18 protein-coding genes are annotated in these 22,480 nt (G+C 48.0%); 6 read left to right on the top strand and 12 right to left on the bottom strand.

Going from position 1 to position 22,480, the window contains the following annotated elements; translation table 11 throughout:
- Nucleotides 1–59: 59 nt before the first annotated feature.
- Entirely contained in the window at nt 60–575 is a 516-nt protein-coding gene (locus LKE53_11460; protein ID MCH3973352.1) for a cob(I)yrinic acid a,c-diamide adenosyltransferase, read from the bottom strand.
- A gap of 106 nt (nt 576–681) precedes the next feature.
- Entirely contained in the window at nt 682–3,483 is a 2,802-nt protein-coding gene (gene secA, locus LKE53_11455) for a preprotein translocase subunit SecA (GenBank protein MCH3973351.1), read from the bottom strand.
- Here secA and LKE53_11450 point away from each other — a divergent pair.
- From LKE53_11450 to LKE53_11425, 6 genes are all read left to right on the top strand, one after another.
- Nucleotides 3,477–3,725 carry a hypothetical protein gene (locus LKE53_11450; protein MCH3973350.1) on the top strand — a complete coding sequence of 83 codons (249 nt, stop codon included), beginning with the start codon at nt 3,477–3,479 and terminating at the stop codon, nt 3,723–3,725. The two genes, secA and LKE53_11450, sit on opposite strands and share 7 nt — an antisense overlap.
- Nucleotides 3,726–4,004: 279 nt before the next feature.
- A complete protein-coding gene (locus LKE53_11445; GenBank protein ID MCH3973349.1) occupies nt 4,005–4,697 on the top strand; it encodes a hypothetical protein in 693 nt (230 codons plus the stop codon).
- A gap of 26 nt (nt 4,698–4,723) precedes the next feature.
- On the top strand, nt 4,724–5,734 hold the full coding sequence (locus LKE53_11440; protein ID MCH3973348.1) for a GGGtGRT protein: 1,011 nt from the start codon (nt 4,724–4,726) through the stop codon (nt 5,732–5,734).
- A gap of 273 nt (nt 5,735–6,007) precedes the next feature.
- Nucleotides 6,008–7,363 (top strand): MATE family efflux transporter, encoded by a 1,356-nt coding sequence (locus LKE53_11435; GenBank protein ID MCH3973347.1) that lies wholly within the window; start codon nt 6,008–6,010, stop codon nt 7,361–7,363.
- 206 nt (nt 7,364–7,569) lie between these two features.
- A complete protein-coding gene (locus LKE53_11430) occupies nt 7,570–8,568 on the top strand; it encodes a serine hydrolase (GenBank protein ID MCH3973346.1) in 999 nt (332 codons plus the stop codon).
- A 122-nt stretch (nt 8,569–8,690) separates the two neighbouring features.
- On the top strand, nt 8,691–9,065 hold the full coding sequence (locus LKE53_11425; GenBank protein ID MCH3973345.1) for a desulfoferrodoxin: 375 nt from the start codon (nt 8,691–8,693) through the stop codon (nt 9,063–9,065).
- A gap of 336 nt (nt 9,066–9,401) precedes the next feature.
- On the opposite strand, the gene LKE53_11420 is transcribed toward LKE53_11425, so the two are convergent.
- The 10 genes from LKE53_11420 to LKE53_11375 all read right to left on the bottom strand — a co-directional run bounded on the left by LKE53_11420 (nt 9,402) and on the right by LKE53_11375 (nt 22,470).
- On the bottom strand, nt 9,402–11,345 hold the full coding sequence (locus tag LKE53_11420; GenBank protein MCH3973344.1) for a glycoside hydrolase family 127 protein: 1,944 nt from the start codon (nt 11,343–11,345) through the stop codon (nt 9,402–9,404).
- 5 nt (nt 11,346–11,350) lie between these two features.
- Nucleotides 11,351–12,385, bottom strand: coding sequence for a LacI family transcriptional regulator (locus LKE53_11415; protein MCH3973343.1), 1,035 nt, complete (start codon nt 12,383–12,385; stop codon nt 11,351–11,353).
- Between the two features lie 40 nt (nt 12,386–12,425).
- The gene (locus tag LKE53_11410; protein ID MCH3973342.1) at nt 12,426–13,274 is read right to left on the bottom strand and encodes a carbohydrate ABC transporter permease; all 849 of its coding nucleotides are present in this window, start codon (nt 13,272–13,274) and stop codon (nt 12,426–12,428) included.
- A 12-nt stretch (nt 13,275–13,286) separates the two neighbouring features.
- Complete coding sequence (locus LKE53_11405) at nt 13,287–14,183, bottom strand: sugar ABC transporter permease (GenBank protein MCH3973341.1); 897 nt, start codon at nt 14,181–14,183, stop codon at nt 13,287–13,289.
- An 85-nt stretch (nt 14,184–14,268) separates the two neighbouring features.
- Nucleotides 14,269–15,546 carry a sugar ABC transporter substrate-binding protein gene (locus LKE53_11400; protein MCH3973340.1) on the bottom strand — a complete coding sequence of 426 codons (1,278 nt, stop codon included), beginning with the start codon at nt 15,544–15,546 and terminating at the stop codon, nt 14,269–14,271.
- Nucleotides 15,547–16,055: 509 nt separating this feature from the next.
- Nucleotides 16,056–18,827, bottom strand: coding sequence for a penicillin binding protein PBP4B (pbp4b, locus tag LKE53_11395; GenBank protein MCH3973339.1), 2,772 nt, complete (start codon nt 18,825–18,827; stop codon nt 16,056–16,058).
- A gap of 147 nt (nt 18,828–18,974) precedes the next feature.
- Nucleotides 18,975–20,111, bottom strand: coding sequence for an N-acetylglucosamine-6-phosphate deacetylase (nagA, locus tag LKE53_11390; GenBank protein MCH3973338.1), 1,137 nt, complete (start codon nt 20,109–20,111; stop codon nt 18,975–18,977).
- A 3-nt stretch (nt 20,112–20,114) separates the two neighbouring features.
- A complete protein-coding gene (nagB, locus tag LKE53_11385; protein ID MCH3973337.1) occupies nt 20,115–20,864 on the bottom strand; it encodes a glucosamine-6-phosphate deaminase in 750 nt (249 codons plus the stop codon).
- Between the two features lie 41 nt (nt 20,865–20,905).
- Nucleotides 20,906–21,379, bottom strand: a complete 474-nt coding sequence (locus LKE53_11380) for a PTS glucose transporter subunit IIA (protein ID MCH3973336.1) — start codon at nt 21,377–21,379, stop codon at nt 20,906–20,908.
- A gap of 32 nt (nt 21,380–21,411) precedes the next feature.
- On the bottom strand, nt 21,412–22,470 hold the full coding sequence (locus LKE53_11375; protein ID MCH3973335.1) for a MupG family TIM beta-alpha barrel fold protein: 1,059 nt from the start codon (nt 22,468–22,470) through the stop codon (nt 21,412–21,414).
- Nucleotides 22,471–22,480: the final 10 nt, after the last annotated feature.

The following is a 22,480-nucleotide window of genomic DNA, read 5'->3' as shown; positions in this document are numbered from 1 at the left end:
GCGAAAAGGGCCTGTCTATTTTTCTACCACCGCTGTGCGGAATCCATTCTTTCTGTCTATTAATACTCAATTCCTTTTCGCGCCCCTGTTCCACGGTCGTAGGGATGCTTCCTTTTGCAGATTTCCGAAACGTAATCCGCCAATTCTATCAGTGAGTCCGGGGCGTCCCTGCCTGTCAGGACAATTTCCCGCTTGGTACCCTGTGCTTTTAAGAAATTCTCCATCTCCTGCAGGGCAATCAGCTTCAAATTGACTGCGGGCAGCGCCTCATCCAGCACAACCATGTCGCAGCGGGTCTTTTCCGCTGTGGAAACCAGCGCCCGAAAATAGTTCTCTTCCTGCTTTTTTAAGTTTTCTTTTTCTTCTGCTTTCATTTGGTAATAAAACTTCCGGCACACGACAGGCGGAATCTGCTGAATATTGGAAATTCCACTTAAAATGCGCAGTTCACTGGAGGTATTGTCCTTTAAGAACTGCCCAAACAGCACCCGGCCGCCGCTGCCCGCGCAGCGCACAGCAAGCCCCACTGCCGCTGTAGTCTTTCCTTTTCCATCGCCCGTATAGATTTGAATCAATGCCGTAAGCTCCTTTTTCCTGTAACTGCTCTCTGTAAACGAAGAGATATTCTTGGTATAGAAAAAGCCACAGACGCGGGGCCTGCGGCTTCTTTTTTAGATTGGTTTACACATACGGCTGGCTGCCATCTTTGGGATGATACTTTTCACAGGTGCACTTTTTCCACTTCAGGCCGCTGCCGCAGGGGCAGGGCTCGTTGCGGCCGATTTTATGGCCTTTGTGCTTCTGCGGGGCTGCATGCTCGTCGGTTGTATCCTCTGCACCGGAAGCGGCGGTCGGGTCCATAACCTGTTCGCGCTGCGGCTCTTCTTGTGCCTGCAGGCGCACGGTCAGCAGCATACGGGCCGTATTTTCACGAATGGTATCGATCATGGCGTCAAACATATCGTAGCTTTCCATACGATACTCGACAACTGGGTCTTTCTGGCCATAGGCGCGCAGGCGAATGCCGCGCTGCAGTTCTTCCATCGCATCGATATGGTCCATCCACTCGGTATCCACGTTTTTCAGCAAGACAACGCGTTCCAGTTCGCGGCAGATTTCTTTGCCAAACTTTTCTTCACGTTCATTGCAGATTTCCTCTGCCTTTTCGTACAGGGTTTTAGAGATATCCTGCGGTTTGAGCTCTTTGCGCTCTTCCGCGGTATAGGTCAGGTCGTCCTCTTTTAAAAGCCAGCCCATATAGCGGTCGCGCAGGCCGTCTATATTCCAATCATGACGTGGGTCGTCAATGTTGTTTTCATCCATTGGCAGGTAAATCTTCACCTGGTTTTCAATGGCCTGCTTGACCATGCTCATAACCTGCTCATGCACATCTTCGCCGTCAAGTACCTGGTCGCGTTGCTTGTAGATGACCTCGCGCTGGCGCGAATTGACATCGTCATATTTGAGCACATCTTTACGAATACCAAAGTTGCGGCCCTCAATCTTGCGCTGGGCGTTTTCAATGGTTTTGGTCAGCATTTTGTTCTCAATCGGCGTATCTTCTTCTACTTTTAAGGTATCCATCATAGCAGAGACCCGCTCACCGCCAAACAGGCGCATCAGGTCATCTTCCAGAGAGATATAGAAGCGGGACATGCCGGGGTCGCCTTGACGTCCAGAACGGCCGCGCAGCTGGTTGTCGATACGGCGGGACTCATGGCGCTCGGTGCCGATGATATACAAGCCGCCCAGCTTACAAACTTCCGCTGCCTCAGGCTTAATTTCTGCTTTATACTTATCCTCTAAATCGCGAAAAGTCTTGCGGGCATTGACGATGTCGGTATTGTCGGTCTCGCCGTAGGCGGTGGCCTGTGCAATCAGGTCGTCGCTGAAGCCCATGCGGCGCATTTCGTCTTTCGCCATATACTCGCTGTTGCCGCCCAGCACGATATCGGTACCACGGCCGGCCATGTTGGTGGCGATGGTCACAGCACCTTTTTTACCGGCCTGTGCAACAATTTCCGCTTCTTTTTCGTGGTACTTTGCGTTCAGCACAACATGCTTAATACCGCGCTGATCCAGCAGCTTCGAGAGCTTTTCGCTCTTATCAATGGAGATCGTGCCCACCAGCACCGGCTGGCCGGTCTTGTGGTGCTCCTCAATGTCGTCAATGACGGCATTAAACTTTGCCTTTTCGGTTTTATAGACCACGTCATGCAGGTCTTTGCGGATCATGGGCTTGTTGGTCGGAATCTCAATGACATCCAGTTTATAGATCTCACGGAATTCGTCCTCTTCGGTCATGGCGGTACCGGTCATACCAGAAAGTTTGTCGTATAGGCGGAAGAAGTTCTGGAAGGTGATGGTAGCCAAGGTCTTGCTTTCGCGCGCAACATGCACGCCTTCTTTGGCCTCAATGGCCTGGTGCAGACCCTCGTTGTAGCGGCGGCCATACATCAGGCGGCCGGTAAACTCATCAACAATAATGACTTCACCGTCTTTGACCACGTAATCGACATCGCGGGTCATAACACCGCGGGCCTTGATTGCCTGATTCACATAATGCTGTAAGCCGATATTATCGGCATCCGTTAGGTTTTCAATATGAAAGTAAGACTCTGTCTTTTTAATACCAGAGGGGGTCAAGGTCGCGGTTTTTGCCTTTTCGTCGACGATATAGTCGGCATCGGCGTAAATTGCGTCGTTGTCCTCTTTTTCGTTCAGCTCAGCCACCTTTACGACTTTTAAAGTCTGGGCAAATTTGTCAGCAACCGTGTACATCTCGGTGGATTTTTCGCCGGGGCCGGAAATAATCAGCGGGGTGCGGGCCTCATCAATTAAAATGGAGTCGACCTCATCGACGATGGCAAAGCTGTGGCCGCGCTGCACCTTATCCTCTTTGTAGATGACCATGTTGTCACGCAGGTAGTCAAATCCAAATTCGTTGTTGGTGCCGTACGTGATATCGGCAGCATAAGCTTCTTTCCGGGCATTGTTGTCTTTTTCATGGGTAATCAGACCAACGGAAAGCCCAAGGAAGCGGTAAACCTTGCCCATCCACTCGCTGTCGCGGCGAGCCAGGTAATCGTTGACCGTGACAATATGAACACCCTTGCCGGCAAGGCCGTTTAGGTACGCCGGCAGGGTTGCAACCAGGGTTTTACCTTCGCCGGTCTTCATCTCGGCGATACGCCCCTGATGCAGCACAATGCCACCCAGCACCTGCACCGGGAAGTGCCGCATTCCCAGTACACGGGTACTGGCCTCGCGGCAGACCGCAAAGGCATCCGGCAAGATATCGTCCAGATTTTCGCCGTTTGCAAGGCGCTCTTTCAGTGCCGGGGTCTGCGCCTGCAGTTCTTCATCTGACAGGGCCTTATACTTGTCCTCCAGGGCAAGCACCTCATCGCAGGTGGGTTTCAGGCGCTTCAGCTCCCGCTTGCTGTAGTTCCCGAAAAATTTGGTCAGGATATTATTTGGCATATTGTCACCTCATAGCGTTCTTTAATCAACGTCTGACTCCTAAATATTTACATACTAAATTAGATTATAGCATAGTGCCGGGTAAAAGAAAAGAAATTTCCGCAAAAGCCGCAGGAAAAAAGGCGGCCGCTTTTGCAGCGGCGGCAGCACTTTTTCGCAGAGAAGAGCTTTCCTTGCAGCCTGTTTTTCCTCCTGCAGAAAAAGCCCACGGCATTTTTTGCAAGTGCACTTTGCTATTTTAAACATTCTATTTTATTTCTATTTTAATATTTTAGCAAAATTTCAAATTTTCTAGTAGTTTCCTTTCTTAGACATCTTGTTTTTAAGAAAATAGGTGCTACCAAAGGCGGCTTTAGGCGTTATTTTCAGGCTTTTGCGGGACTTGCTTTTTTCGCAAATTCGGTTGCGATTTTTCCGCACTTGCCCTATAATATAGACATCATTGGTTGGGGTCTCTGCAGCAGATGCAGGCCCTGTGTATTCAGCGAAACCAAGGACTTGAAATCGAAAGGAGTACCGCTATGAACTATTCCGCAGAAGTGGAAAAAATGTGCACAGTCACGAAAGGCCCTAAGCACGGCCCGGCTCCCATCCCCGAGGAAGGCAAATGGGTAAAGGCTTATGATATCAAAGACATTTCCGGCCTGACACATGGTGTCGGCTGGTGTGCCCCGCAGCAGGGTGCCTGCAAGCTGACGCTGAACATAAAAGACGGCGTTGTAAAAGAAGCATTGGTAGAAACCATTGGCTGCTCCGGCATGACACACTCTGCCGCTATGGCCGCAGAGATTCTGCCAGGCAAAACCATTTTGGAGTGCCTGAATACAGACCTTGTGTGTGACGCAATCAACGTAGCCATGCGCGAGCTCTTTAAACAAATCGTTTACGGCCGCAGCCAGACTGCTTTCTCCGAGGGTGGTCTGCCGATCGGCGCTGGTCTGGAAGACCTGGGCAAGGGCCTGCGCAGCATGGTAGGCACCATGTACAGCACCGAGGCCAAAGGCGTGCGTTACATGGAAATGACCGAGGGCTATGTGCTGAAAATGGCTTTGGATGACAACGATGAAGTCATCGGCTATCAGTTCGTAAAACTCGGCAAGATGATGGATGACATCCGCCATGGTGTTTCCCCGGACGAGGCCTATAAAAAGAACGTTGGCCAGTACGGCCGCTTTGACGGTGCTGCCAAGTACATTGACCCCCGCGAAGAATAAGAAACATAAAAGGAGGATTCAAGACAATGGCAAATGATGTCATTTTTGAAGGTAAAGAAAGAAGAATGCCGAAAATCGAGGCATTCCTGAAAAAATATGACCTTGGCAGCCTGGAAGACGCACGCGACCTGTGCCTTTCAAAAGGCATTGACGTTGAGAAAATTGTAAAGGGCGTACAGCCTATCGCTTTTGATAACGCTGTGTGGGCCTACATTCTGGGCACTGCGCTGGGTCTTAAGACCGGCGTTACCTCTGCCTCTGAAGCAAGCGAAAAAATCGGTGTCGGCCTGCAGGCTTTCTGTGTACCCGGCTCTGTCGCTGAGCACCGCCAGGTCGGTATTGGCCATGGCAATCTGGGTGCACGTCTGCTGCACGACGAAACCAAGTGTTTCGCTTTCTTGGCCGGCCACGAAAGCTTCGCCGCCGCTGAGGGCGCTATCGGCATTGCCCGCACTGCAAACCGTGCCCGCAAAGAGCCGCTGCGCGTTATTCTGAACGGCCTGGGCAAAGATGCCGCTTACATTATTTCCCGTATCAACGGCTTTACTTATGTACAGACAGACTATGACTTCTTTAATGAGAAGCTGAATATCGTAAAGACGATTCCTTTCTCTGAGGGCGACCGCGCCGCCATTAAGTGCTATGGCGCAAACGACGTACAGGAAGGCGTAGCCATTATGCGTGAAGAGGGCGTGGATGTTTCCATTACCGGCAACTCCACAAACCCGGTCCGCTTCCAGCATCTGGTAGCGGGCACTTACAAGAAGTGGTGCATTGAGAACAAGCGCCCGTATTTCTCCGTTGCTTCCGGCGGCGGCACAGGCCGTACCCTGCATCCCGACAACATGGGCGCCGGCCCTGCTTCCTATGGTCTGACTGACTCCATGGGCCGTATGCACAGCGATGCACAGTTTGCCGGTTCCTCCTCTGTGCCTGCGCACGTTGAGATGATGGGTCTGATCGGCATGGGCAACAACCCGATGGTTGGTGCTACTGTTGCCTGCGCAGTTGCAGTTTATGAAGCCTGCAAAAAGTAAGGTTTCGCTGTAATTGTATCATGCAAAAAACGGACAGGCTGCTCTGTTCTCCTTTGTGGGGAATGGGCAGCCTGTTCTTTATGGTGTGAAAAAGCCCTGCCACCCCTGTCTGCAGCAGGTTCAGGTACTTTTCTCCGCCGCCTTAAACAGAATTGTTCTGCTGAAAATGATTTTCGGCCGCTTACACCCCGCAAAGTTGCACTTTCGGGTACAGAATGGTATACTCGACAAAGTCCTTTTTTGAAATACATCATACAGGAGTATTTGAATAAAGTGAAAGATACTGTACAGGAAAGCCCGCCTCTTTTCAGTAGGAAAAGTCTGCTGCGGCTGCTGATTCCCGTGATGGCAGAGCAGATTTTAACTGCTTTAATGGGCACTGTCGACACGATTATGGTCAGCAATGTCGGGTCAGAAGCCATTTCGGCCGTTTCGCTTGTTGATTCCCTCAACACCCTGGTGATACAGGCATTTGCTGCCCTTACCACGGGCGGTGCCATTGTCTGCTCTCACTACGTGGGCAGCGAACGCTATGAAGACGCAAAGCACGCAGCGCGCCAGCTTTTGCTCTCTGTTTTGTTTATTTCTCTTTTGCTGACAGTTATTTTAATGTCTGTCAGAGCGCCGCTGCTGTCCTTTCTTTTCGGTCAGGTAGACGAAAAAATCATGGCAGACGCGCAAACGTATTTTTTCTATACAGCGCTTTCCTATCCGTTTATTGCGCTTTATGACTCTGGCTCGGCTGTGTTTCGCTCGCAGGCAAACACACGGCTGCCGCTTGTCGCGGCCGTTCTTTCCAACATGATGAATATTGCTGGAAATGCGGTAGGCATTTTTGTGCTGCATCAGGGCGTTGCCGGCTGCGCAGTGCCAACACTGGTTTCCAGAATATTCGGGGCCATTTTTATCCTGCTGTTTCTGCGCAATGAAAACCTGCTTGTTTCGGTACGGAATTACCTGCGCATTCGCCCCGACTTTCCGATTATTAAGCGAATCCTGCGGATTGGCGTTCCCTCCGGCATCGAAAACAGCATGTTTCAATTTGGCAAGCTCGCTGTACAGTCCACTGTTTCGACCATGGGCACGGTTGCCATTGCTGCGCAGGCCATGACCAACACCATTGAAAACCTGAGTGGCATTGCCGCTTCCGGTGTAGGGATTGGAATGATGACAGTGGTCGGGGAATGCCTGGGCGCCGGGCACAAAAAAGAAGCTGTGCAGTCCATCAAGCGGCTGTCTTGGTTTGCTGAAATCGTCTTGGCGGCGGGCTGTCTGCTTTTCTGGGTTTTAACTCCGGTTATCACCGGCATCGGCCACATGGAAAGCAGCAGTGCAGCGCTGTGTTACCGCCTTACAACTTACATTACCATCGTAAAGCCGATTGTCTGGATTTGGGCATTTATTCCGGCTTATGGGATGCGCGCAGCCGGAGATGTCCGTTTTTCCATGATTGTTTCCTGTATCAGCATGTGGGTATGCCGCGTGGCCCTCTGCATTTTCCTGGTCCGGACATTCCACATGGGGCCGCTTGCTGTCTGGATCGGCATGTTTACCGACTGGACCGTGCGCGGCATCTTCTTTGCGCTGCGTTTTCACAGCCGCAAATGGCTCTCCCACAAGGTCATCTAACCTTTGCGAAGAAACCTGCTTTTGTAAATTTCTGTATCCGCCTATATTTGATTGCCTGCCCCCGGCGGTTGCTGGGGGCTTTCTGTATACGGAAATGGGACTGGGAAATGGAAAGCACATAAGCTTTACACACAATTCTCTCCATGTTACAATACAACAGGAAAAGACACATAAAAGAATTGATTTTGCACGAAAGGTCGTACATTATGCAGCAAAGACGTTCTTCTGTCCGCTATGCAGACAGCCGAAGAGCGCCGCCGGCACACCGGCCGGCAGGCAGGCGCCGGCGCCCGCACAAAAGGCACCGCCTGCTGGCTGGTCTCCTCATTCTTCTTTTAATCATTGTGCTGGTCTGGCAGATCTTCCTGCCGCTTTTTGTCTGTCAGCAGCGCAGTCACCTGTCTTCTGTCTCTTTCTCCCAAACGAGCAGCGGGCAGGTTTCTGCAAAAGGACTCACCAGCAGCTATGCTGTCTTGGTGCGCCGGCAGGACGGACAAATTCTAATGGACAAAAACAGCACACAGCGCATTTACCCTGCTTCTATGACAAAAATCATGACAGTACTGGTTGCTCTGCAGAAAATGCCCTTTTTAAACCACAGAATCGAAATGACCAGTGATATTTTGGCGTATGCCCAAAAGCAGGACGCTTCTCTGGCTGGCTTCCAGTCTGGCCAACGAATAAAAGCCATTGACCTGATGTACGGTGCCCTGCTGCCAAGCGGCGGCGAATGCTGTATCGCCCTCGCACGCGACGTGGCCGGCTCTGAGACAAACTTTGCCGACTTAATGAACCAGCAGGCGAAAAAGATCGGCATGACCAGCACACACTTTGCCAACTCAACCGGCCTGCCCAACGCCAAACACTACTCCACCGCAAAAGACATTGCCCTACTGCTGGACTACGCTCTGCAGGACTCTACATTTCGCAAAATCTTTACAGCACATTCACACACAACAGATTCCCTCGGCACCAGCCAGTCAAAAAGCATAACACTCACTAGCACACTCTTCGGCAGCAAATACAGCACTGCCCTTCCCAATGGAAAAATCCTGGGCGGCAAAACCGGCTACACCAACAAAGCGGGGCACTGCCTTGCCAGCCTCGCTAATATAAACGGAAAAGAGTACATTCTTGTCACCGCGCATGCTGTAGCAAACGGCGCCCATATCAAAGATGCTGTCAAAGTCTACAGCTGTCTGTAACCCATTCACAATATTTTTTAACTTATTTTCTGATTTTTCATTGATTTTTTCTATATTTTTATTTATACTGTACAAAGAATCTCTATCATCAATATTTTTACAAAACAGAAAGGATGTCAGCTATGGATTTTTACATTTGTGAACGCTGCGGAAATATTGTAACTTATGTCGTAAACAAAGGTACGCCGCTGACGTGCTGCGGACAAAAGATGAAAAAGCTTGAGCCAAATACAACAGATGCCGCTGTGGAAAAGCACGTTCCTGTCATCCGCACAGCAGGCGGAAAAGTGACCGTGTCTGTCGGCAGCACAGCCCACCCCATGCTTGAAAAGCACTACATTCAGTGGATTGCTCTGGAGACCAAAAAAGGTCTGCAGCGCAAAGCTCTGCAGCCAGGCGATGCCCCGGAAGCTGCTTTTCTGCTTACTGAAGACGATGCGCCCGTTGCAGCCTATGCTTACTGTAACCTGCACGGCCTTTGGAAAGCAGCTGTATGAATTAGATACGGACTGTCACGGTGTATATTCCCGCGGCAGTCCGTGTCTTTCTGTAAAGTCATTTTTTTGTTTGAGTTGTAGATAGGAAAGGGACAGCTGCTCTACACTGCAACACAAAGAGCAGCACTGCCCAGAAAAACAATACCTTGAGCGAGATTTTATGAGAAAGGACATGGGAAACAGACAGAAAAGCAGTCGCAGAAATGCTCCCTTCCTAGTCAGCAGTGCTTGCTGTCACTGTCACCTATCAAGGGAGCATATTTTTGTACCGTTCCGCGGCAGCACGCTGCAGCGGCCGGAAGTGTTTTTTACAGTCTGATGCTTTATAGCTGGGGGCTACCGATTCGGGTGCAGGTCATTGAGCCATACACGCATTTCCCCTTTTCCGCGGTTATTCCAAAGCGCATACGGAACAGCCGTCAAGGTACAGTCCTGATACGCTGGCTTTTCCGAACCATAGAGAGGCTGATTTTCAGCCTCTGACACAGCGGCTCTTTTCCCGCTGAAAATGGCACCTTCTGCTTCTTTTGGAATGTCCGGCACAACCGTTTTCTTCACTGGCTTTTGGGTATCCGCATAGACCCCCGCCAAGTGCCGGCCATTGTCTGCTTCTTCCAAGCAGTAGGCAACCGGCCCTTTCATTAACGCTGTTTTGCCGATGTTGTCGCCGCACTGTGGATTGCAGTAAACGAAGCGGAAAGGAACATCAAAATCAACAGACAGCACATCGCCTTTTTGCCAGCTGTGTACCGTATAAATGCAGCCGTCCCGTTCCTGACAGGTGCACTCTCTGCCGTTGAGCAGCACTTGGTACTTCTGCACATAGCCGGGCTTGCGCACCGCTAGGCAAAACGGCCCGCTGCCCGCATCTTCGGCTGTAATCTCAATTTTTCCGCTTGCCGGGTAATCTGCAGAAAGGCGAAACCGGCGGCCCGCTGCCTTTACTTCGCTTTGGATAAATAGATTTACATAAAGTGTATCTTCGTTGTACGCATAAATATAGTTGCTCAGGGAAGCAAGCGTGCGCGCGATATTTGGGGGACAGCACGCCACACCAAACCATTGCTGCCGCACGGTCTTAATGTGCCTCATGGTCGGGTTGTGTTCTGCTACTTCCGGGGTAACTTCCAGCGGATTTACATAAAAGAAATGCTTGCCGTCAAGGGCAATGCCGGCGAGCAGAGTATTGTAAAAGGCCTGCTCTACGGTATCCATGTACTTCCCGCTATGCGTAATTTGAAACATTCGGTTGGAAAACTGCGCAAGTCCAATCGTCGCACAGGATTCTGAGTAATTTGTATTATTCGGCAGGTCATAGTCACAAGTAAAGCGCTCCCCATAGGCCGCCGATCCGATACTGCCTGTGATGTACATGCGCTTTTGGGTAATGTTGTCCCACAAAGTCTCGCATTGCTTCAGCAGCTTGCTGTCCCGCGTTTCATAAGCGACGTCTGCCATGCCGCTCATCAGGTAAACCGCACGGACCGCATGTCCCTCTGCTGTTGTCTGCTCCTGCAGCGGCTTCTGCGCCATCATGTAGTCCAGGCCGAAATCAGCAAACTCACGGAAAATATAATCTCCGCTCTTTCTGCAGTCTTCGCCCAAAAACCAGCAGGGCTTTCTGCCTCTTTCGTGAATAAAATAATCGGCTAAATCAAGATAGCGCTTTTCCTTGGTGACCCGGTACAACCGCACCAGCGCAAGCTCAATTTCCGGGTGGCCCGGGTAGCCGTGCAGCCTGCCTTTTTCCGTGCCAAAGGTCCTGCAGATGCAGTCTGCCAGCCGGCAGACAGTATCCAAAAGCTTCCGCTTTCCGGTCGCCTCATAATAGGCAACCGCTGCCTCTATCATATGGCCGGCTGTGTATAGTTCATGTCCCTCGTAAAGATCCGACCAGCGCTTCTTTTTTGTAATGATATAGTACGTATCCAAATAGCCGTCGGGGCACTGTGCTCTGCTGATAAGGTCTACTGCACTGTCTGCCAGCTTTTCCAGCTGGCTGTTTGGCTTTTTGGCAATGGTATAGGCCACTGCCTCCAGCCATTTGGCAACGTCCGTATCCTGAAACACCGTTCCGCTGTGCCCGCCTTTTTCATCGCCGCACGCAACTCGAAAATTCTGCATGCAGTAACTTTTTTCAGCGCCCTCTACCTGGTCGTTAATCAGTTTCCACTGAAATGGCAGAATAACGGTTTCCACCAAATCAATATAATGATTCCAAAACGGGTCGTTAATCGTAATATCTGAGAGCTTCATGTTTGTTAAACGTTGTGATTCCATAGGTTTCAGTCCTTTATATCTCGAATCGAGTCTCCCTCGATAATCCGGCACGGCAGTGTAATATTGATATCTTCGTTTGTCTTTTTCTCCATTTTATCTATTAGAAGTTCCATTGCCCTTGCGCCCATTTCGCGCAGGGGGCGGTCTACCGTGGTAATACGCGGTGTCACATACTGAATGATGGCAGAGTTATCGAATCCGCTCAGAGAAAGGTCCTGCGGAACAGAGATGCCGAGCTTTCGCGCAGCGTCCATACAGCCGACAGCCATATCATCATTCATCGCAATCACTGCGTCCAGATTGTCGTTCTGCTGCAAAAGCTCTGTTGCCGCCTTTTTTGCAGTACTGTACTGCCAGTCGCCAACTTTGACTGCCGCGGGGTCCAGTACAACGCCCGCTTCATCCAGTGCCGTCTTGATGCCCTTCATACGCAGCTGACAGGGCTCTGATGACTCTGCACCTTTCATAATACCAAAACGGCGGTGCCCTTTGTGGATAAATTCATTGGTCAGCTCAAAAGCGACTTTTTCATTGCTGTAGCCAACAGAAGAACCCTCGCCGTATGTATAGCAGTAGCAGTACACAACCGGCTTGTCAACATCGTGCAGGACATCGCGAATCATGCGGTCGTGCATGCCGACATAAATGATGCCGTCCACCTGCATGTGCATCAGGGTATCAACCGCTTTATCGATATCTTTTTGAAATTTTGAGATGTGCTCAAACTGCGATTCAATTTTGCTGAGCAGACGCAGATTGCTCAGCAGGATTTCATAGCTGGTTTTGTCTGCCGCCTCATTGATACCGTCGATAATATAGGGCATGTGACGAACTGTAATATCCTCTACAATGACACCTACAAGATAGGTTTTGTTCGTGCGCAGCCCCTGTGCAAGGAAATTGGAATGGTACCCCGCCTCCTTGATGATTTTTTCCACTCGGCGGCGCGTTTCTTCCCCTATTTTCGGCGAGCCGTTTAAGACATAAGAGACCGTCGCAGTGGAAACCCCGGCGCGTTCTGCAATTTCTTTCAGTGTCATATAGGATTTCTCCTTCGGGTAAGGTTTTCTTTACATTTGTTTATTTCAGACCGCTTGTTTTAATTCCACCCACAAGGTACTTGGAACCGAATGCGTAAAGGAGCATTGGCGGAATGAGCATAAAGGTGGAAGCAGCCATAATAGACGCCCAATTTATAACAAATGCATTACCTGAAGTATACATGAAGCTGGTCATCAATGCAATAGTCATCGTCCTCCACTGGTCGCTGTTGATATAAAAGACAGGCTGTGTCAATTCATTCCACCAGAACACACAGGAGAGAATGCCGATGGTTACGGTTGTCGGTTTGCTGATGGGCAGAATCACCTTGAAAAAGACCTGCGGGCGGGTGCAGCCATCAATAATGGCCGCTTCGTCCAGTTCTTTTGGAATAGAGCGGAAGAACTGCCTGAAAAGGAACACATTGTACGGGTAGGCAAACCATGCCGGAATAATCATCGGCAGCAGAGAATCGAGCCAGCCGATTTTGCCAAACATGATGTACTGCGGAATAATCAGCGCAATGTTTGGAATTAGCATGGTGGCAATAATAATAGAGAAAATCAGTTTCTTCCCCTTAAAATCCATCCTTGCCAAAGGATAGGCTACCAAAGCGGAGGACAGCAGTGTGCCGATGGTCGCGCCAAACATCAAGAGAAACGTGTTGCCCATATACCGCCAGATATGGCTGTGCTGAAAGATATATTGATAATTTTCCAGGGTGGGCTGCGCCGGAAACAGATTTGCAGTCGTTGTGAATTCCGTCAAAGTCTTGAAGCCGCCCGTCAAAATCCAGATAATCGGCGTAAACATAATCAGTGCTACAAGAATTTTTAAAAGATAAAGCCCGAAAGAACACAGACGCGCCTTTGTACGAGTAGATTTCATGATCTCACCCACTTAGTCTTCATAATATACTGTCTTTTTAGAGATGCCAAAGATCAGCCCGCCAAAGGCAGCCGCAACCAGGAACAGCACAACAGACAAAGCACAGGCATAGCCAACCTTCATATTACTGAATGCTTCTTTGTAAATCAAAAGACTCAGCACCTGGGTCATTCCGTTGGGGTCGCCGTTTTCACTGGTTAAAGGATACAGCAATGCGAAAGAGCCGTTCAGTGCGCTTACACAGCCGCTGACCGCATTAAACAGAATGAGCGGAGAAATCATCGGCAGTGTAATATGAAAAAACTTCTGCAGGAAAGTGGCGCCGTCCAGGCTGCTCGCTTCGTAAAGTTCCTGGGGAACATCGGCCAAGCCGGAGCGGAAAATCAGCATCATCTGCCCGGTGCCATAGGTGAACAGCGTAATGAAGAATACCACAAAATAGACGGTGTTCTTTTGATAAAGCCAGTTTATTTCTACAGTATGCCCCATGAAGGTCGAAAGAATGTTGTTGAAAAGGCCGGCATTCTTGCCAAAGATGGTCCTAAAAGCATAGGCCAGCGCAACTGTAGGTACTACAGAGGGCAGGAAGTAGCAGAACTGAAAGATACTGTTGAATTTCTGTTTTCGGTTGAGCAGCAGAGCCAAAATCACAGCCCATACGGTCGTTACCACAACCATTACTACCGTAAATAGAATCGTTACCCGAAAAGAGTTCCAAAAGACCGCACTCTTAAACATATTTTTGTAGTTTGCCAAACCGATAAATTTTGATACACCATTGAGCTTTCGGTTCGTCAAGCTCTGCTGAACCATGAAAACGATGGGGAACAGCGTAAAGCAGAGGAAACCGATGAGCCACGGCAAAATAAAGACATACGCTGACCTGCTGTCTGATCTTTGTCGCCGCATAATGCTCTCCTTTCTGAGAAAATGCTTCCGAGCGGTGCTCGGAAGCATCTTTTCACTGAACTATAAATTCTCAGTTTTTTACGAATCAGTAACCGATGGTTTCAGCCGCATAATCTGAAGCCTGCTTGACTGCATCAGCCGGCGTAATCTCCCCAAGCAGTGAAGAGTTAAACTTGCTGACCGCGTTGTTCGTAACACCAGATGGCAGGCAGGTATAGCCAAAAATGCCGGAATTCAGTGAATCCGTAATAGCATCCCAGTTCGTCACCTTTTTGGCGGCCTCTACTTTCCATGCGCCTTTATTTGCGATGGTCTTTAAAGCAGAAGGGTTGCCGCTTGCTTTAGAGTTAATCGTCTGTCCCTCTTCACTCATCAGGTATTCAATGACTTTCCATGCTGCTGTCTGCTTTTTGCTGTTGGCATTGATGGTATAAAAGCCTGTGTGCAGGGTGTTGTACTTTACTTTGTTGGTAGGAAGAGAAGCAATGTCCCAATCAAACTTGAGTTTATCCGCATACGTGCCGATGTTCCAGCTGCCCTGCCATGCCATTGCCGCTTTTCCGGCTGCAAACAGGTCTGTTGTGTCAGAAGAAGGTGCAGGCATTTCTTTCGCATCAACCATTACCTTGCAGTCCTTAATAAAGGAAGTTGCGCCGCTGCCGATGACCATTTGTCCATTGGAGGGGGCATAAATCTTGTCGCCCGCTCCGCCAACGCCTGCCCACCAAGTCTGCGTATTTGGCAGTGCACAGCCGTATACGCCGTTCTTTGTCAGCTTTTTCGCTGCTGCTTTAAAGTCATCATATTTCCAGTTGTTTGTCGGCAGAGAAATGCCGGCCGCTTTAAACATATCCTTGTTGTAGTAAAGGATTTCAGTAGCTGCGCACCAGGGAAGTCCATAGGTTGCACCCATGCCGCTGGAGAGCTGCGAAACAGCCGGGATAAAGTCTTTTGTATTGATTGTGGATTTCTGAAGATAGCTGTCAAGAGAAACAATGCCCTTTGCCTCGGCGAAATTTTTCAGGTCATTTTCCCAGACAACCATAATGTCGGTTGAAGTGTCTTTTGTGGAAACCATCTGGCCAAGTTTTGAAGAATAGTCGCTTTCCGGAATAACCGTAACATTGACTTTCACGCCGGTCGCTTTTTCGGCCTGCTTGTACATGTTGAGCGCATCGTCTTTGCTCGGTTCATTCCATGTCGTAATTGTGACGCTTTGACCCGAAACATTCTCAGACGCTGCCGCTGAGGCTGCAGTGGAACCCGCTGCCTGAGAAGACGAGCTTGACTGTGACTGACCGCATCCGGCGAATGCACCTGTCATCATGGCTGCAGCCAACAGAAACGATATGACTCTTTTCATTTTGAATTCCTCCCATTGCCTATTGCAATATGATTTGTTTAATCGATTCACTACATTTTCTCTAATTTTTCTTTAATATCTTTATTTTATTCAGATATTTTGTAGGTTAATCGATTCACTAATCAAAGTATAATGAATTGCTGTGTACTTGTCAACGGAATATATTTAACGTATTTAATTGATTATATTTGTCTATTATGACTAACTTTATTGCGCCTTTACTTTAAAAGTTTCTCTGTCCATGCACACAGCATCCCCCTTTTTATACTGCATTGTCGCTGCTTCCAGTATTCTTTACAGCTTCTGCCCGCTTTATTTATGAAATCACAAAAAATGCTGCGCAGCTGAAAACAAAAAGCAGGCATTTTTACACGCCGCTTTTCTGAATTTTGGCGTACAGCGCCTGCTTGATTTCCTGTTAGGTATAAAAAATCACCTCATCTGTTAGATCATACTGTCTAACAAATGAGGTGCCATTCATTTTATGCTATCCGCCGAAATGAATTTGATTATTTTACTGTTGCTGCGCCGTGTTTCACCGCCTGCTGATTCGGAAGGCGCGTATAAACTGTTGCCTTGCTGCCAGCTGTACCAACAGCTTTAATTGTATAATAATAGACATCATGGCCGTTTTCTGCAGTCTTTTGGCAGCGTACCGGCTGCAAAACAGACGTATCGGTCGGGAAAATCGCCAGATTCTGCCCCTGTGCGCTTAAGACTTCAAAGCGATAGGTATATGCTTTGCCATACGGTAAAATAAACGCATAATCTGTATCGCACTTTACAGCGGCCGCCTTAATCATTGCAGTGCCATGGGTAACACTCTTCTGACCGGGCAAGCGGGTATAAACCGCTGCTTTGCTCCCAGCTGCGCCAACAGCTTTGACCGTGTAATAGTAAACATCGTGGTCTTTTTCAACCGTCTTTTTGCAGCGTAATGGCTGCAGTACAGATGTGTTTGTCGGATAGATGGCCAAATTCTGCTTTTGTGAACCAGAGACTTCAAAACGGTAAGTGTACTCTTCGCCCTGCGGCAAAGTGAAGGCATAGTCCGTATCGCACTTCACAGCAGCGTTTCCATTCTGCGAATTATTTGTGCCTACTGTTGCAGTCAGCATTTTTTCACCGTTAACAGAAATGCCGCAGCTGTCTCCTTTTTTGCCGACAGCCGTGATTTTAATGTAATAATCGTTTCCGCTGTGGTTAACCATCTGCTGGGTAAATACATTCTTTTTATCAAAGGTCATTGCCGGAACTTCACCGTCAAGACTGGTAATACGGAACGTGTAGGAATCATTTACAACAAGGTCATGGTTTGTGTCGCTCTTAAAGGTGTGCAGTGCAGCAATCCTTTTTGCAAAAGCTGCAGAAATCTTTTGATCTGCTTCCTGCGGCAGCTGTGCAAAAGAGCTCTTTGCATAGTCAATGGTTTCTTTGCTCGTGCAGGTTTCTGCTCTGTTAATTGCAGTATCTACCAGAGGATAAACAGCCTGAAGAACCGCTTTCTGGTCATATTCTCCCTTTTCCTCATTGTACAGTTTCATCTTTTCTGTAACCATGGCTGCAATATTGGCATTTACCGCTTTGTCGCTGTAATTGTTAATTGCCTGATAAACGATTTCCGGAATCGTACCCAGTGTTGCAGTTGTAAACTTGTTGCCTGCGAAATCATTGGGGTTCGCCTTTTTATCGATAACCGGAGAATTGATTTTGTTGGTCAGCAGGACAATAACCAAGTTTTTGTCAGGGTCAATCATGGTCAAAGTACCGGTCCAGCCCTGATGGCCAATCGTATTTTCCGATGAATCTACGCCGAAATACCACGGCCGGCCCTGGTCGCCTTCGCGCCACCAGCCGAGTCCCCATACAGAGCTGGAATCTTTGCGCTTAGTAAACTGGGCAATCGTGTTTTTATCAAAGAATTTGCTGCCGCCGTATCCACCGCCGTTGAGCATAACTTGGCAGAGCTTTGCCAGGTCTCCCGCGGTAGAGAACAGGCCTGCATGACCAGAAACACCACCCATGCAGTAATAGGCTTTTTCATCGTGCACCTGTCCCTGAAGCGTGTTCTTGCGAATATTGACAAAGTTGACTGCGCCATCTCTAGTATTACCATTCAGTTCCGTTGCAGCACAATCATTTACCCCCAGACCTTTTTGAAGCGGATTATACATAATTCGCTTCAGGCCCATTGGTTTATAAATATTATTTTCGACATAGGTATCAAGGTTTTGGCCTGTTACTTTTTCGACAATCAAACCAAGCAGCATGTAGTCGACATCAGAATATTTTGTATTTGTGCCGGGTACATAGGTCAGCGGCGTGGCCATAATTCTCTTTATGGTTGTTGCCTTGTCCTGTGAAAACAGCGTATTAGATACATTCGGATCCGTCTTCTGCGTTGTCTGGTTATAATGATCATTAAAGTACTGCGGATCGGCCGGGAAACCAGCCTGATGCTCCATAATTTCTTTCAGCGTCAAGTCCGCTTTCCCCTTAATGGGATCATTGGCGCCATCTTTAAACTCCGGGAAATACTTTGTAACTTTGTCGTTAATGCTGATTTTCCCTTCACTGGTCAGCTTCTGCAAAGCGTAGTTGGTCGCATACATCTTTGTATTAGAAGCAAGGTCATAAAGTGTGTTTGTCGTAACTTTCTGAGAATCCGTCTTTTTGGTTCCGTCCTGGTTGTAGGAATTGAGAGAGCCATAGGCAGAATTTTTAATCATGACACCATCTTTTATAACTGCCAGCTCTGCACTGGTAAAGCCATACTTAACGTCATTGTTGATCAATGTATCAATCAAATTCAGGTTATCTTGGCTGACATTTACATCGGCGGCTTTTCCAGAAATAACGGTTGGATAAGGAATTTTTACATTAATGGTGCCAGTGCTGGGATTAAAATCATTTATCTGCAGGCTGTTCGTACCATTTGTTGTATAATTAGAAATATCCAGTTTGTATGTTTTCCCGTTATTGTTAAGAGCCGTTGAAATATCCATTTCATGTCCATTGATAAAGAAACGTGCACTCTTTATGTTTTTGCACGTAATGTACATGGTGCCCTGGCCGCGATACCCTTTAAAGCTATACTTGTTATTCATAATCAATGTATCGTCTACATAGCCAGCCCAGTCCGGAAAAGTCAAATTTGCCTGCAGCCCTGTCGGCGCAGTGCTTTCCTGCAGCGTATAGGCTGTTTTTGTATCTGCGGCCTGCGCACTCAGACAAAAGCCCATTGGCACTGTTGACGCAGCAATTCCTACTGACAGTACCATACTTAGAACTTTTTTGAATACTATCTTCATAATTCTCGATTTTCCCCCGTTTCATTTTGTTTTTGCTCTGATTGTCTTGGTTTCCTTTATCCCCGCTTTAGCAGGTAGCTCTCTCCTTTTATAAAGGACAGGAAAATTCCCGCCTTATCACGCTTTGTTAAAGATCATCCTGCCCGCCTGCATAACAGCAACAAGGTCTAAATGATTTGACAAAACAGCAAAATCAGCCCGCTTGCCTTCTTCAATACTGCCGATTGTTTTATCTAAACCAATTTCTTTTGCCGGATTGATAGTAGCCGACTTGATAACCTGCCGGACAGGAACACCAAATTGAATTAAATTTTGTATCTCTTCCAGCATATTTGTAGTGGACCCTGCAATGGTTCCATCTTTCAAATAGGCCCGGCTGTTCTTTACAAAAACCTTTTGGCCGCCAAGTTCCGATTCGCCGTCTGGCATACCAGCTGCACGCATAGAATCACTGATGATAATGGTACGGTCTTCGCCAAGTATGCGAAAGGCGATACGCAGCACAGCAGGATGAATATGAAATCCATCGCAAATAATCTCTGCTTTTACATTTGGGGCATCGAATACAGCACCTACAGCACCGGGAGCTCTATGTTGCATTCCCTGCATTGCATTAAACAAATGCGTTACATGAGAAATGCCATGCTGAAAGGCCCAAGAAGCCATCTCGTAATCCGCATTTGTATGCGCAAGGGAAACACAGCAGTAGGGGCTAACCTTTTGAATAAACTCTTTGCCGCCCTCTCTTTCGGGTGCAATATCGACCAGCTTGATGATTTTTCCTGTTTCCCGGTACAGTTTTTCAAACTCTTTCCAGTCTGGTTTGCGGATAAAAATATCCTTTTGGGCGCCACAGCGTTCCGGTGAAATATAGGGGCCTTCCATATTCACGCCGCAGATAGCCGCCCCTTCTGTAGGGTGATCCATACAATCGCGCACATTCTCGATTTCTTCAGAAATGTCCTGTGTAGATGTCGTCATCGTTGTCGGACAAAAAGAAGTCACTCCCAGCCCCTGCAAATGTTTTGCCATTGCCACCAGAGAACTGCGTTTTTTGTCACCTGTATCTGCCCCGACACAGCCATGAATATGAATATCCACAAATCCAGGCGCAATCATACAGCCCGTCAGGCTGCAAATCTGACCGTCCTGCAAATCGTCACCGATTTCTTTAATTTTTCCTTCTTCTACAGAAATATCTTTCTGGATAAGATGAAACCGGCTGTCAAAAATTTTCGCATTTTTAAGAATCATGGGCTATTCTCCCAGCGGATGCTTTAAGTGAACAAGATGCATGGACGCGCTGTCTGCCACAACTGTTACATCAGGATGAAGCTGCAGAATGGAAGCCGGCACCTCTGGCGTAACCGGACCAAACAGTGCCTTTTCCAGCACGTCAGCCTTATTTTCGCCGCTTGCCACCAATAGAATCTTTTTTGCCTGCATGATTGCCTTAATACCCATTGTGACTGCCGACTTTGGCACTTCCTCAATGCTGTCAAAAAAGCGTGAATTGGCAGAGATGGTTTTTTCTTTTAGCGCAACGCGGTGTGTCATTTTATCAAAGCTGTCGTCCGGCTCATTAAAACCGATGTGGCCTGTATTCCCAATGCCCAAAAGCTGCAGGTCAATGCCGCCTAGGTCATTGATTAAATGGTCATAGTTTTGGCACTCGGTTTCAATGTCTTTCGCCTGCCCGTTTGGGATATGTGTCCTTTCCGGCTTTATATTGATATGAGCAAAAAAATTATGTTTCATATAATAATGGTAGCTTTTCGGATTGTCCGGGGAAATGCCGCAGTACTCATCCAAATTCACGCTTGTCGTATTTGAAAAGTCGATATCGCCTTTGTCATACCATTCGATCAACTGCTTGTAAATGCCCAGCGGTGTAGAACCCGTTGCAAGACCAAGCACGCTTCTCGGGAACAGAATAACCTGCGCAGAAATAATATTCGCCGCTTTTCGGCTCATTCCAGCGTAATCTGGTGCCTCCAATATTTTCAAACCTTATCCTTCTTTCTGATATCCAACGGATGTGCTTTCCATTATTTTAGCCGATAAGATAAAAGCTCTGTCTTTCCGGCTTCCGATTGTCCCTTTTCACACGTCAGTGCATTGATTGCATCCATATTCGTAATCAAGCAGGGGGTCACCGGATTGTAGCCGTTTTTGCGCATGAAATTTACGTCCATTTCCATCAGAAGCTCACCGGCCTTTACATGCTTTCCGACTTTCGTATGGCACGTAAACCCTTTCCCTTTCAAATTCACAGTTTCCAAGCCCATATGAATTAAAATTTCCAAACCATCATCGGATTCCATACAAACTGCATGCAGTGTATCAGCTATCTGCACAATTTCTCCGGATACCGGAGCAACGACTCGATTCTGTGTTGGAATAACCGCCGCCCCATCGCCTAGCACTTTACCAGAAAACACTTCATCCGGTATTTCTTCCAAAGGAACGATTTGTCCACTTTGTGGAGCAAAAAAAATGTTCTCCTCTTTTTTGCTAAACAATGCCAACTTTCATTCTTCCCTTCTTCTTTTATTCACTCTGTTTTTACCTCTAATTGAAAGCCCATTCCGTCTGTTATATATGGCAGATACTGCATGGATTCTTCTGCAACCTGTCCAACGATATTGACGCGCTCTTCTTCTGGCAAATCTTTTCGCGCTATCTCCACTTCGCCAGCATACCTCTGGTACGCTTCATTGCTCACAGAAATGCTGCCGGCCTTTCGCGGCCGCAGCGGCTCTTTGGGAAAACGCATTCCTTTCACTTTGTACTGTCTGGATTCTTGCGAACGAATAACATACTCACTGGAGTCCGGACGATCATGGTGAACTGTATCGCCAAGGAATCTATACGCAGGCAGAAGCGATACATCTAACCGAACATAGCCATTTTTCAATTCCTTTATCTGCCGATAGACAGAATCACTGACATCGATGTCCCCAATAAAGCAGATATCTGTCTCACAGTCTTTAATCAGCTGGAGCATATTGTATAGGACATTTCCGTTTCTATGTGTCTCTGCTGTAGGCAGCCCCTCTTGCAGGGGACCACGCAATTCCCGATCTCCCGAAACAAAGGCCATTGTCCGCATACCAAAGGCATGCAGACGCTCGTTTACGCTGTGGATTCGCTCTAAGGACAGACCTGTCAACGGCTTCGGGTAAAAGTTATGGCAGGCAAAAAGGCGCGAAAAATCTGTACCAAGCCGCTCTAGCTCCGCTATTTCAGTTTCACAAAGGGTACTGGCATTAAACACCAAATGAAAATCTTGAGACAAGCTGTAAATTTCAGCTGGCGAAAATCCATAATCAATTCGCAAATATGTAATGGCTGTTTTTTTTAGCTCTGCAAAACTTTTTATGCCCAGTTTCTGCAGCGTTTCAGGGCCAACATCAGCCATCAGTGAAACTTGATATGTCTTACAAGCCGCCAGCAAAAGGGCAATCTGCCGGGCTGCGTCCTGCGCGTCCTCTTCTGGAATATGAAAAGATGTAAATGCGTGACAAATGCCGGAGGCATGTGCTTTTTGAAGTATTTCCGTGTTTTTTTCAATTCCTGTACTTAAATAAAGAGAAATCCCAAAGTCGTTCATACAAGTCTCC

It is taken from the genome of Oscillospiraceae bacterium (assembly GCA_022483045.1).
Classification (GTDB): domain Bacteria; phylum Bacillota; class Clostridia; order Oscillospirales; family Acutalibacteraceae; genus Caproicibacterium.
This window is presented reverse-complemented; position numbering and strand designations above follow the sequence as displayed.